This is a genomic window from Flavobacterium sp. FlaQc-49, assembly GCF_044005985.1.
Lineage (GTDB): Bacteria > Bacteroidota > Bacteroidia > Flavobacteriales > Flavobacteriaceae > Flavobacterium > Flavobacterium cupriresistens.
Window position 1 is genome coordinate 48,602 of record NZ_JBIPCS010000001.1, and the last position, 14,109, is coordinate 62,710.

At 34.9% G+C, this 14,109-nt stretch carries 10 protein-coding genes; 1 reads left to right on the forward strand and 9 read right to left on the reverse strand.

The window, feature by feature from the left end; all coding sequences use genetic code 11:
- Positions 1-56 precede the first annotated feature (56 nt).
- The 9 genes from ACHRV3_RS00210 to ACHRV3_RS00250 form a co-directional block, all read right to left on the reverse strand.
- Positions 57-2,588, reverse strand: coding sequence for a PIG-L family deacetylase (locus ACHRV3_RS00210; RefSeq protein ID WP_395434077.1), 2,532 nt, complete (start codon positions 2,586-2,588; stop codon positions 57-59).
- Positions 2,589-2,743: 155 nt separating this feature from the next.
- Positions 2,744-3,277 (reverse strand): hypothetical protein, encoded by a 534-nt coding sequence (locus ACHRV3_RS00215; RefSeq protein WP_047779132.1) that lies wholly within the window; start codon positions 3,275-3,277, stop codon positions 2,744-2,746.
- Between the two features lie 217 nt (positions 3,278-3,494).
- Entirely contained in the window at positions 3,495-5,312 is a 1,818-nt protein-coding gene (locus tag ACHRV3_RS00220; RefSeq protein ID WP_395434078.1) for a hypothetical protein, read from the reverse strand.
- A gap of 80 nt (positions 5,313-5,392) precedes the next feature.
- Entirely contained in the window at positions 5,393-6,493 is a 1,101-nt protein-coding gene (locus ACHRV3_RS00225; RefSeq protein WP_395434079.1) for an AI-2E family transporter, read from the reverse strand.
- Positions 6,494-7,092: 599 nt separating this feature from the next.
- Positions 7,093-7,623: a mechanosensitive ion channel domain-containing protein gene (locus ACHRV3_RS00230; RefSeq protein ID WP_047779129.1), complete on the reverse strand. Its 531-nt coding sequence runs from the start codon at positions 7,621-7,623 to the stop codon at positions 7,093-7,095.
- 11 nt (positions 7,624-7,634) lie between these two features.
- The gene (locus tag ACHRV3_RS00235) at positions 7,635-8,219 is read right to left on the reverse strand and encodes a Maf-like protein (protein WP_395434080.1); all 585 of its coding nucleotides are present in this window, start codon (positions 8,217-8,219) and stop codon (positions 7,635-7,637) included.
- Complete coding sequence (locus ACHRV3_RS00240) at positions 8,212-9,138, reverse strand: geranylgeranylglycerol-phosphate geranylgeranyltransferase (protein WP_395434081.1); 927 nt, start codon at positions 9,136-9,138, stop codon at positions 8,212-8,214. Before ACHRV3_RS00240 ends, ACHRV3_RS00235 begins: the two co-directional genes overlap by 8 nt.
- A 73-nt stretch (positions 9,139-9,211) precedes the next feature.
- A complete protein-coding gene (locus tag ACHRV3_RS00245; protein WP_395434082.1) occupies positions 9,212-9,739 on the reverse strand; it encodes a KdsC family phosphatase in 528 nt (175 codons plus the stop codon).
- Entirely contained in the window at positions 9,723-10,484 is a 762-nt protein-coding gene (locus ACHRV3_RS00250) for a Rossmann-like and DUF2520 domain-containing protein (protein WP_395434083.1), read from the reverse strand. Before ACHRV3_RS00250 ends, ACHRV3_RS00245 begins: the two co-directional genes overlap by 17 nt.
- 359 nt (positions 10,485-10,843) lie before the next feature.
- Here ACHRV3_RS00250 and ccsA point away from each other — a divergent pair, with 359 nt between their 5' ends.
- Complete coding sequence (gene ccsA / locus ACHRV3_RS00255; protein ID WP_395434084.1) at positions 10,844-14,056, forward strand: cytochrome c biogenesis protein CcsA; 3,213 nt, start codon at positions 10,844-10,846, stop codon at positions 14,054-14,056.
- The last annotated feature ends 53 nt before the right edge of the window (positions 14,057-14,109 follow it).

Consider the following 14,109-nt stretch of genomic DNA (forward strand, 5'->3'; position numbering starts at 1 on the left):
CGTAGGTGTAGCTTTTTTTCCATTTTTTTGTTTTTTTATCTTCCATTTTTGAAAATTTATTGCTTTAATTGCTGTTTAGGAGCTTCAATAGGCTGTTTCAATGAGATAATATTCGAAAGCAAACGATATGCTCCCGCAACACCCTCAGGTAATTCTCTAAAAAAGCTTAAACCGGTGTAAATGTAATATCCTTTTCCATATGGTGCCACTAATAAGGCTCCATTTTTAGCAGACTCTCCTTTATCATGTGACGATAAAATAGGAGTGAAGGCAGGGTCATATTGATCTGGATAATAGAGACCCTGTTCTTGTGTCCAGCCTTCAAAATCTTTAGTACTGATTTTATTTGGTGTATTTAAAACAGGATGATTGGGCGCCAAAAACGTGATTTTTGCGTTTTCTTCTGTTACTCGGTCATTTGATATTTTCAATGGATATGGTGCAAGTTGATCGGTTACTAGTCTGCCGTACGTATTGTATTGCACAATCATATTTTTACCGCTTTTCACAAAGTCAAAGAGTACTTTTTGCTTGTTTGCCAAAGCATTGACGGTATTATAAGCACGAACTCCGGTAATCACCGTATTAAAAGAATCTAATTTTTCAGGTGTAATTTCCTCAGGTTTCAAAAGAGTTACTTTATACCCCATTTGTGTAAGACTTTCAGGAACCTCATCACCCGCTCCCATAATATATCCAACGGCATCTCCTGAAGTTTTTAAGTCAATACGGATGCATTTTGATTCCGCTGACTTCAGGATCATTTGTTTGGTTATATGACTGTAATCAATGATCGTTATGCTTTTGTCAAAACGTTCTTTATCTATAGCAATGACACTTTTTGCAATGGCTTCTTCGGGTTGAACGGGTGGTGTCACTTCAAAATAAAAGGTCTGTTCCATTCCCTTTTTTTCTAAGGCAAATGAAATTTGGTTTGGCGAAATCAACCAGCCTTTTCCTAATTCTAATTGCACGTTTCCTTTTATGTTGTCTTTTCCGGCACGAACTTTTACCGGGACCAATTTGCTTTTGGTATCCTTAAAAATCAGCACTTTTTCTACGATTGAAGTGGTTGCTTCAGGTACAATATCCAGAAAATTGTACATTTCACCTTTTACGCCGTCATTGTATTTGTAAATAACAGTACGCTCAAACGGAATCTCAATACCATTAATTTTTACATTAAAAAGAACTTTTACTTCTCTTATAATATCAGGAATTCCAATATTTTCCTGATTGGATACGGTATAAATTCCTTCTGAAGCTTTTTCTTTTAGCCAATACGGTTGGGTATACTCGATTGTGGAAGGTAGCTGAGTTTGCAGGCTTATTTTTTGATCGTTATTATTTTTTAGAACCGTGTTTTGAGCCGTAGTTTTATGTTCCGGTAAAGTCGTTACACTTGTCAGTACCATTTCTACAGCAGATCGGTTAATCGCTTCAAGACTTAGTTTAACAATACTTCCTGGAGTAGCTTCCTGTTCGCTTGCAGCTGCTTCCAGATATAAACCGGCAGAAGACGCAATAATATTTTTTATGGCAGCAGATTTTACACTTTTCCAGTGCTCATCTTCTAAAGATTCAATCATCGTGTACGCTTTTACCAAATCCGGTATGCTTGCCGACGGGTTGCTGAAATTGTAGTTGGTTATAATTTTAGAAATCAGTTCACCGATTGGTTTTCCGTTTTTAACGCGATTCCAGCTGGTGTCAATTCCTTCAAACAAAACATTCGGATCTTTGGGAGCTTCTCCGTTAATTAGTTCTAAATATTCGGTTTCATTTCCGCGAACTCCTGTACTTCCAAAACCTTGGGATTGATGGCGACTGCGACTTAGGGCAGCAATTTCCTGATTTGATTTACCAATTCCGGTATAATAAACACCGGTTTCTAAGGTTGCAAATTTAGATTTATTGGCTGCTTCAAAATTTTCCTGACTTCCATAAAACCACCATGAAGTATTAAAGTATTGGCGTTTTACCTGCCAAGGCTTCACATATTTTAGTTGTTCAGGATATATTTTGGGGTCATTGGTCAATTTAAAACTTTCAACACTTAACATAGCAGACGAAGTATGATGCCCATGTGTTGAACCGGGTGTGCGGTGATCAAATCGATTGATAATTACATCCGGCTGGAATTTTCTGATCGTCCAGATAACATCGGCCAAAACCTTGTCTTTGTCCCAAATATGCAAAGTTTCCTCTGGATTTTTTGAGTAGCCAAAGTCATTCGCTCTGGAGAAAAATTGCTCTCCACCATCTACTTTTCTTGCTTCAATTAATTCCTGAGTTCTTATAACACCTAACAATTCACGCAATTGTGGACCAATTAAATTCTGACCTCCATCACCACGAGTTAAAGACAAATATCCGGTTCTGGCATTCATTTCATTAGCGAAATAAGAGATCAGACGGGTGTTTTCGTCATCAGGATGTGCAGCCAGATACAATACAGATCCCAGAAAGTTTAATTTCTTGATTTGATTGTAAATTTCTACGGCATTTGGTTTCTGTGGTTGTTGTGCAAAAGAAATGGAAGTTCCGACTAAAAAAAGAAGAAGAATTTGTATCTGTATTTTTCGCATGGTTGGTTTAGGTGTTTTTTGAAAGAAGTTCAAAAATACTAATTATATTATTGAAGATAGTGCAAATGAAATGTTAACGGTTGATTTTTTTGCTATTAAAACAGACAAAAAGAGAGTATCAGGATCCTGATACTCTCTTTTTATTTAGGAAAGAATTACCTTCTTCCCGGGCGGTAAGGGCCATCATGTCTGCGATCGTGATCGTGGTCATCATCATCGTCGTCATCGTCATCATCTCTGTCACGTTTCTTATAATGTTTATCATAGTTTTTGTGATTTCTGTGATTGTCATTATAACCGTAAACCGGTCTTGGTCTGCAACTTCTTTGTGGCGCTCCGTGATATCCTTTATAATATCTTACTTTGTGTCTGTTAAAGTAGGTGTAAGGAGTTCTACCGTGATAATCTGTTAATACTACTTTATACCCGTCGTATAAATCGTAGTTGCGATATTGTCTTGGTAAACGGTTTACTCTGGACCATCTTCCTCCTCCATAACAAATAAATTGCGAGGCTCTTACATCATAATAAGCTTCAATGTCGGGTAAGTAATAGTACTCTGTTTGTTCATAACCTGCAGGGCCCCATGCTGGTGGAGATCCTATGTTAACATTTACAGATACCTGGGCTTGCGTGGCGTTTGCAACCAAAAGTAATAATCCTGCGATTGCTATTTTAACTGTTTTCATTTTTTTAGTTTTTTGTTAATTTTAACTCTAATAGGCAATATTCATATACTGTGCCAAAAATAAAAACAAAATGCATTTTAACCGATAAATGATGCTTTTTATCGATATTATTTTGTTAATGATTTGTAAAGTATTTGATTTTTAAAGTGTTGCGAATTTAAAAAAAATCTAAAAAAAAGTTCAACGCAAAGCAAAATACAAAATAGGAGCTTGCAGCTTATTTATACTTTACAATTCTTGGTTTGGCGAGTTCAAAACTCTGTAAACCACCATAATCAGTAGTTTCAAAGGTGTTGGTTTTGAATAGATTATCGCCTTGCATCGGGATAGTAGGGTAGTAGGATAGTGATAATTGAAAGGAACTGAAAACCAAATAGTCATTGCTAATCAATAAACCTATAGTCAATTTAGAGTACGCTTTATTCTTAAACATGGCGTCATTCTGGCTTCCGAGAACACCTATCGCGTAATTAAAAAACGGATTCAGACGAAAACCCAAAAGTTCATAAGGAGAATAGGTTTGGGTTTGCAGTGCCAAAACCATTTTACTTGTTCCGTAGAGTGGGGCATTGAAGCCTGCTAATCCATTCTGTTCGTTTAAATTTAAGCGATCTCCCATACTGTCTGCCCGATTGATTCCCAATATCAATTGTGGATTAACAAATTGCCTTAATTTCCAATTACCAATACTGTATAATTTTGTAAAGTAGTTGGATTCGAGCAATATTGAGGTTTGATAGGTTTTAGATTGATGAAAGTAAGTACCGGCCTCAAAATTCATACTTAAAAAACCTAATCTGTAATAATTACCAAAAGAAAATTGAGCACCCAGATAAGGGCGCCAAATGGTGTTTTTGTATTGATAACCGAAGGTGATACCATAAATTCGCCCGATAGGAATGTCTTCTGTCCGTCCATTTCTAAAGATATAACTGTCCTTAACGAATTTTCGGGTGTTAAATCCAATTCCGCCTAAAAAGAGTTTTTCATTTGAATAAAAATTAATAGAGTCGTATTCAATAGTTGGACTTTCTTTGTAATCGATATTAAGGAAACGTGTAGAGACAATCAGATTGGTTATTCCATGATGTTCATCTTCAAAAACTTTTGAAGCATTTCCGACCCAAAAATCCTGAAAACGGTATTTAAAGGGCTGAAAAGCAAATTTTAGATCCGGCCCCTGCAAACTGTCTTTTTTATAACTTTCACCTAAGTAAACACCGCCAGCCCATTTGGTTAAAGGGGAATAGAAAGCACGTTCCATATCAATGCTTTTGTTATAGTTATTGTCAAAGTCTATATTGTATTTCAGTACAGTGCTGACAAAAGTGCGTGCAATATTAGGTATAGTATAGGTTCCATCATGCCCATCTGCACCATCGGCAAAACGATTTGTGAACTTGTAATCTAATTGCTGTCCCGTTCCGAAGAAGTCCTTTTCTTTTAATCCGATACCAACCCGACTGCTCGAAATTGAAAATCTCGGAATAGTACTCCACGAATCTAAAACGCGGATGGTAACATCGATAGAATCTGATGCTTTGCCGGCTAATTTGTTTGAAATTTTCACAGCAGTTACATACCGTTGCGATCGTATGATACGTTCCGATTCCTGCATTTTATAAGAATCATAAGGTGCATTCCTTTTTAATAGCAATAAATTGTAAATGGCTATTTTTTTTGTTTTTAAATGAAGCCTGTTACCGGTTCTTTCTCCCCAATTTCGAGGCATAGCAGTGGTGTCTGAAACAGAATGTCCAAAGGGATCTAAAGTAACAATTGTTATTTTTCGAATGATTTTACCATTGTAATCAGTGGTGTCTTTTTCTACCGGTTCCGTTTCTTTTTTTCGGGGTTTGCTGGTTCTGAAAAAGAGTTTGTGTAACGTTTTGGTAAATTTGTTTTTTTTAGAATAGTTTCGAATTTTGGTATATATTTCGGTACTGTCTTTTTTTTGTTTCGTATCCTGCGCACAGAGGCTTTGCAGGTTAAAACAAAGGAGTAAGACAATAACTATTTTTATTTTTCGAAACATTCAGATCTATTTGATAGCTTAAGATGATTTTTAAAGGAAATATAAGCTAAATATTATTCATATTTTGTATCGATTATAATTTAGTTTTCAATCTTTGCTTTTTTAATTCTCCAAATAAACCTTTTTGGCATGTGATTGCCCATTAAATACCCCCAGGGTTCCAGCGATTCGATTCTGTCAAAAATAATTTTTAAAATCGCTAAAAGCGGTATTGCCAGAAACATGCCTGAAATTCCGGCTGCCGCGCCTCCCACTATAATCCCCATGATAGAGACAAAGGCATTAATTTCTACCTTAGAATTGATAATTAAAGGCACTAGTACATTATTATCAATTAACTGAACAATAAGATTCACAATTAAAATACCCAGTATTATCGATGTTTCTGCTGAGCCGGTAAGTGAGGCCAGAATCGTTATTATTCCTGCAGCTGTGATCCCAATATAGGGGATAAGATTTAAGAGGCCGGTTATTAGTCCTAGTAGTATAAAATATTTTACACCAATAATCCAAAGACCTAAGCTGGTTAAAACAGAAACAACGATCATTTCTAAAATTAAACTTACGATATAATTATTGATCGAAACTTTTATCTGAGTCAAGATATCCTTTAATACGGAATGATTGTCTCTGTCGATTAGTTTGGCCAGAAAGAGTATAAAATGATCTTTATACAGTAAAAATAAGAAAGTGTAAATCGGTATAATGGTACAATCTAAAAGGAGATCACTTAGTGAGATTATGGCAGAACCTAAAGTTGCATTTCCATTGGCAACAGAGTCTTTCGTCACATTCGTAATGTATTTTTTCTGCTCCCCAATGCTAACATTAAAATTGTCTTTTATAAATTTATGAATGTCAGTAATAAATGCACTTGCGTTCTTTTTGATCGTCTCGAAATCATTTGCCATATCCGTGACTTCATAAGAAATGAAAATGAAAATTCCGGCAACAAATAAAGCAAAAAGCAATACACAAAGTAATGCAGCGAGATATCTTGGAAATTTGAATTTGGTGTTTAAAAGTGTAAATACCGGAAGTAACAGTACTGAAAACAGAAATGCCATTAATACAGGAGTAATTACATCTTTTCCAATACAAAAAATAAAGGCAAAAGACAGCAGACTTACCATTATAAGGGGAAGTTTAGCATAAAATGGCAATTGTACAGGTTCCGTCATTTTTTTGAGATTTAAATAAAACTAAAAAGTTTGCTTAACAAATATTATACTTTATTCTAATACTATTGTTTTAGCTTTTCTTCTTTAGATTATAAAATTCCCATTCAATTATTATGTGATTAAGTTAAGATGTTTTTCACGCAGATTTTGCGGATTTTTTTATTTTAATCCGTTAAAATCTGCGTGAGACTTTTTTGATAATCCTTAACGTAATGTTATTGTGTTTCAGATAGAGGTAAATGGTTGAGAGGTATATTAGCTTTAGTCGAAAGAATCGGGGTATAATTCGGCTAAAGCCCTTAAATCTTGAACTAATTGCATTCCTCCAGCTAAAGCAGGAGGCTATTCAAAATAATGCTTTTGCAAATAGTTTAATTTTTACTAGAAATTTAAATTATTATAATTCAGAGATGAGGAAAGAGGGTTAAAAAAGTGCCACGCAGATTTAAGTAGTATTAAATAAAAAATCCGCAAAATCTGCGGAATCTGCGTAAAAAAATAGCTTAACTCAATGATATTTAGCTAAAGCAGGAGGCTATTCAAAATGATGCTTTAACAAATCTTTTAATTTTTAGAGATAAGAGAGCAGGGAATTTTAATTAATCAAAAAACTCTTTCTCTTCGTAATGAACCGGCATGATTGAAATTCCTTTTTGTAGTAGTAAGTTGTTTGGGAAAATAATTTTCTCGCCCTCTTTGGTTTTTAAATTCACATGGAAGGCACTAATATCCTCAATTTCGGCTTCGATCGGGAAATCTTTATCGTGAATTTTTATAGTGTCACCAATTCTAAAAGGGAATGAAAAGAACAAAATCATCCCTGAAGTAATATTGCTCAGTATAGACCATTGCGCAAACATTGCAACACCAATTACAGTAGCAATTGAAGATACAGTGATAAAAATGTCCTTCGTATCAACACCCCAAATTACAATCAGGCTGATGATTACTAATATATTCATTAACAAATGAATGTATTTGATCACCAAATTTGTCCGATGCTCTAATAATTGACTGGAACTGGCATAACGACGGATTAATTTGGCAATAATCATTCTTAAACTAATCAGTGTAAAAAGGAGAATTCCCGTCGTTATAATTTCTTGGCTATACTCTTTAAAAGTAAACATAAACTTATTTTTTAATCTAAAGTACTCAAATATTCATAAACTTTAGCAGTTGGAAGTCCCATTACATTGGTATAAGAACCTTCAACCTTAACAACGGCCATAAAACCAAACCATTCCTGGATACCGTAAGCACCAGCCTTGTCATAAGGTTTGTAATTGGCGATATAATACAAAATAGCTTCGTCAGACAAATCTTTGAAAGTAACTTTGGTAACATCATTTATTACAGTAGAAGCAGTGTTGGTCTTAAAACAAACCGAAGTAAAAACTTCATGTGTGTCGTTTGACATTGATTTTATCATTTCAAAGGCTTCTGCTGCATCTTTAGGTTTTCCTAATGCTTTGTTCTGATGCCAGACAATAGTATCGCTGGTCACTAAAATTTCATTCGGTTGGAGTTCACCCTCAAAAGCATTTGCTTTTAGTACTGCTAAATAATCCGTTATTTCAACGGCTTTTAATTCGGGAGGATAGATTTCTTCTACGTCCTTTAATCTAATTTCAAAGTCTAAATCCAGATCTTTGAAAAATTGCTGCCTTCTTGGAGATCCTGAAGCCAGAATCAGCGTGTATTTTTTAAGTTTTTCTTTAAGCATTGTATTTAATATTTACGGCAATGACTATAATTGATAAAATTCCAAAAAGCAAAATCAGTTTTAAAACGGTACTTAAATGATGAAAGTCCTTTTGCGATTTTGCTCCGACTATTTTGACAATAAAATACAAGAGAGGTGCTAAAACAAACGCAAAAGCATAAAAAGTAACGATAAAAAGATTGTTTTCTATAAAATATTTATTGATATAAAGTACCAATAAAATAAATGGAATAACAGCTAGCCCTAAAGCAATTTTTGCCGTTCTAGTGCTTCCAATAGCGATTGGCAACGTATTCATTCCCTGATTGTAATCGCCGTTTACATCTTCGATATCCTTGATTATTTCACGAATAAAATTAATCATAAAAGCAAATAAAGCATAATCGATTAAGATAGAAAACAAACTTGCCATTTGTGCCTGATTATCCGTATTTGTAGCCGGAAAAATATCGAAAACACCAATAATTACTACACTAAAAGCTAACAACAAGGCTACAATCAAATTGCCTAAAATCATGATTTGTTTTAGGGACGTTGCATAAAAATAGAGCAGTGAAGCGATCAGAATAAAAATCGTAGCAAAAGTAGGCCTCATTATAACATTAGATAAATAAAAACCTATGGCAACACCACTAATAGTAAGGGCAATGTAAATGTTATAAGCAGCTGTCTCCGTTATCCCTTTACCCACCACAACATCATTGGGCTTATTAATGGTGTCTGTAGCAACATCAAAAATATTATTGATTACATAACCCGCCGCTGCAATTAAAACGGTGCTTAAAACCAATAATCCGTATTGCCAGTCGGCCAAAGCCAGCGGGATATCCTGCTGTTCTAAAAATGCATACCGAAATAAAAGCTGCATAAAAGCAAGCATAAGTAGGTTCTGATATCGAATGAGCTTGAGGAATTTCATTTTTTTTAATGTAAATTGTAACTGAGACTATAATCTGTGATTAAAAACTGAGACTAAAAACTGAGACTGAAAACTAATCATGTTTCCCACTAAAATGCTCCATCCATTTCCCTTGAACTTTCATTACTTGCTCGATAACATCACGTGCAGCACCTTTACCGCCTTTTACATGAGAGATATAACGACAAATATTTTTGATCTCAGGGCTTGCATCCTGTGGAGAAGTAGGTAATCCCACCAATTGCATCACATGAAAATCCGGAATATCATCCCCCATATACAATACATTTTCCGGTTTGATGTTGTGCATATCCGTATATTCTTTGAACGTTGCTACTTTATCAGGCGTTCCTAAATAGATATCATTAATTCCTAAATTACGCAAACGAATACGAACGCCTTCATTGCTTCCTCCCGAAATAATGCAAACATTATAGCCGCTTTCTACTGCCGCTTTCATGGCGTAACCATCACGAATATTCATTGTGCGAAGCATTTCTCCTTCATTGGTTACAAAAACCGAACTGTCTGTAAGTACACCATCAACATCAAAAACAAAGGTGTTGATGTCATTCATTATTTCTTTATAATTTCTTGTCATTATTCTGTATAGATTGTGTTAATATAGTATAGATATTTTTTTGTTTTTCGTTGGTCAAATACGCTAAATGAGCTTCAATTGTGGTCGAATCGTTGCGTTTTGCAGGCCCCGTTTGAGCATCAACAGGGTTTAATGTTTTTATTTTCTCGGCAGTTTCCTGAATTAAAGGTTTTAAGATTGCAAAAGGGACTTGGTGTTCTTCACAAATTTCCTGTCCGATTTGATACAAATGATTGGTGAAATTATTGACAAAAACGGCCGAAACGTGGAGCGCTTTTCGCTGTTCCGAATTAATTGGGTAAACCGCAGTTGAAATACTCTTGGCTACCGTCTCTAAAACGCGATAATCATAAGGGTTTTCTGCTTCCAAACAGATCGGAACGGTTGAAAAATCAACCTCTTTGGTTTTAGAAAAGGTTTGAAGCGGATAAAAAACACCATTTCTGTTCTTTACATCTAAAACAGCAAGTGAAGCGGTTCCTGAAGTATGAACGACAATTCGGTTTTGAAACGGCAATTGTTTAGAAACTTCCGAAATAGCTTTATCCGAAACCGCAATGATATACAAATCGGCTTCTTTTAAGTCTTCTAAAGCACTTACAATTTTTTCAAAACCAATTAGAGAAGACAACGCTTCTTTTTTTCTGGAAAATACCTGCACAATCTCAACAAGGTCACTTTTAGTAAAAGCCTTTATTAAATGCTGGGCGACATTTCCCGAACCAATTACAGTTATTCGAATCATACCGCAAAATTAGCATTATTTTTTCTAAAGTTAATTGCTTTTAATTCGTTTGTCATTTGAAGAAAAGTAAAGCGCACTTCTTTAATATTTTAGAAGAAAAGAGCAATTCATAGCACAGTTAAATTAGAATTTCAAAACTACTTTGTAAACCGTTTCCTTGCTGATTGTTCTATTTTAGGATCATCTAAAATCAAAGATCAGGTTCAATTTAGGAATGTTTTTTTTTGAATTAACAGATTTAAGCAGTAGGAGGGAGTAATCTGATCTATTTTTTGGTTTTAATTAACAAATGACAAATATTGGAACTCAACATTTTTAAGTACTTTTGTCGCACTTTTATACAATGTAATTCCTCAAAAATGGATAAAAAAATATTCTCTTTTTTGTTTTCTACACGATTAATGGCTGTTCTTTTTTTAACATTTGCTTTGGCAATGGGTATCGGAACTTTTATCGAAAGTAAGTACAATACTGATACAGCCCGAATTTTAATTTACAATACCTGGTGGTTTGAAGCGATAATGGTCTTTTTTATGATCAATTTTATCGGAAACATCAAACGTTATCAACTATTAAGAAAGGAAAAGTGGGCTACTTTATTGCTTCATATTGCCTTTATTTTTATTCTTTTGGGTGCTTTTATAACCCGTTACATCAGTTATGAAGGGATGATGCCAATTCGCGAAGGAGCAGCAGAAAACCAAATTTACTCTGATAAAACATTTTTAACTGCTTTTGTTGACGGTGAACATAAAGGTGAAATGAAACGAAGAGTTTTTGAAGAAAAACTTTTGTTATCGCCCGTTACAAATAATGATTTTTCTATTTCAGGTAAATTTTCTGAAACTCCTTTTGAAATCACGTACGTAAATTACATTATGGGCGCTAAAGAGGTGGTGAAACCAGATCCAAAAGGTACTTTATACCTTAAATTAGTCGAAGCCGGTTCGGGCGGACGTGAAGAGCATTTCCTGAAAGAAGGAGAAGTGCAGAACATTCACAATGTTTTGTTTGCTTTAAATAAACCAACCGAAGGTGCTATTAACATTAATACTACCGGTGAAAAATATACCATTCAGACCCCTTTTGAAGGGAACTTTATGCGAATGGCGGATAAATTTCAAGGAAAAGTCACTAAAGATAATGTACAACCTTTGATGATGCGTTCTTTGTATAGCATTGGCGATATCAGAATTGTATTTCCGGATCCCGCTATGAAAGGGAGTATTACTTATGAATCGAATAATGATTACAAAGCAAAAGACCATCATGATGCTTTAGTCGTAAAAGTAAAAGCAGAAGGACAGGAAAAAGAAGTGATGCTTTTGGGCTCTAAAGGAAGTGTTGGAGAACCAAAAACCGTTAAGATTGGGAATATCGAATATTCCTTGTTTTATGGAAGTAAAGCTTATGTTTTGCCTTTCAAAGTAAAACTAAACGATTTTATTGCAACAAAATACCCGGGAACAGAAAAAAGTTATTCTGCTTTTAAAAGTAAGGTAACCGTTCAGGATTCTACAGATACATTTGACGCAGATATTTTTATGAATCACGTTTTAGATTACAGAGGCTACCGTTTCTTTCAGTCTTCTTTTAGTCCGGACGAAAAAGGAACTGTATTGTCTGTAAATCATGACTTTTGGGGAACTTCTATAACTTATTTGGGTTATTTTATGTTGTATTTCGGTTTAATGGTTATTATGTTCACCAAACACTCCCGTTTTGGCGATCTAAAACGCAAATTAGAAGTTGTGAAAAAGAAAAAAGAGAAACTAATTACCATTTTCGTTTTGCTGTTTAGTTTGAATGGTTTTGCACAAGAAGCGCCACACGTTCATACTCCGGGACATACCCACGAACATAATAAAAATGAAGATCCAAACAATCACGCCAATCACGTAACGGCTCCACCAAGTCAGAAACAACTAGATTCGTTATTGACGATTTATAAAGCACCGAAAGAACACGCCGCAAAATTTGGGCGTTTGATTATTCAGGATGCCGGTGGGCGTATGAAACCAATCAATACTTTTTCATCTGAATTGCTTAGAAAAGTAAGTCATAGTGATAAGTATAACGGCATGAACTCAGATCAGGTATTTTTGTCTATGACACAGTACGCTCAGGTATGGATTCAGGTCCCTCTTATTTATATTAATACCAAAGATGATAGTATTCGTAAAATTATCGGTATTGACAGAAAAGCAAAGTTGGCTCCTTTCGTGAAGTTTTTTGATGAAAATGGAAACTATAAACTTTCTCCTTATTTAGATGCTGCTTATAAAGCTGCTAATCCGAACAGTTTTGAGAAGGATTTTATCGAGACAGATAAAAAGGTAAATTTAATGGAATCTGCTTTAAGTGGAAGTATTTTAAGAATTTTCCCGGTTCCAAATGATCCAAACAATAAATGGGTTTCTTTTTTAGAACGTGAAAGTGCCGGTCTCAAAGGAATGGACTCGACTTATGTAAAACAAATTCTACCCTTATATTTCAGTGCTTTAAACAATGGTTCTATTTCTAAGGATTTTAGTACAGCCGATAATTTAGTAGAAAGCATCAACGGTTTTCAAAAGAAATTTGGTTCTAAAGTGCGTCCTAGCGAAGAAAAAATCGATCTTGAAATTGCTTACAATACCTATGATATTTTACCAAAAATGCTTTATTGGTATTCCATGGCAGGAATTTTCATGCTGATTTTTACTTTATTGAGTATTTTCTTTAATAAAAAGTTTCTACGCATAACCGTTAATGGTTTTCATGTCTTAATAGGAGGAATATTTGCATTACATACCCTTGCTTTAATTGCACGTTGGTATATTTCGGGTCACGCACCTTGGAGTAATGCTTACGAAGCGATTGTATACGTAGCTTGGGCTACCATGTTCTTTGGATTGGCTTTTGATAGAAAATCAAAACTAACGGTAGCTTCAGCCGCTTTTGTAACTTCTATGATCTTTTTTGCCGCAGATGCAAACTGGATAGATCCGGAAATTGCCAATTTACAGCCCGTTCTTAACTCGTATTGGTTAATGATTCACGTAGCAGTAATTGTGGGAAGTTACGGCCCATTGGCATTAGGAATGATTTTAGGCTTTGTAGCTTTAGTTTTAATTTTCTTTACCAATGATAAGAACAAAGCCAAAATGAGCTTGAACATCAAAGAAATCAGTTATATCAACGAAATGTCATTGACCATTGGTCTGATTATGTTAACGATAGGAAACTTCCTTGGAGGACAGTGGGCCAACGAAAGTTGGGGACGTTACTGGGGATGGGATCCAAAAGAAACTTGGGCTTTAATTTCGATTATGATCTACGGATTTGTAATTCACGCCAGATTTGTACCTGCATTAAGAGGAAAATGGTTCTTTAACCTAATGAGTATGTTTGCCTTTGTATCGATCTTATTCACCTACTACGGAGTAAACTTCCACTTAGTTGGTTTGCACTCGTACGCGAGTGGAGAAGCACATTCTCTAAGCTGGATTTGGTATTCTTTAGGAACCATTTCGGTAATTGGAGCCGTGACATATCCGAAGTATCGAAAGTATTACAAAAACAGTAAATAATAATAAAAAGGTTCAACGCGAGTTGAACCTTTTTTATTTGCAATCTTTAGAAA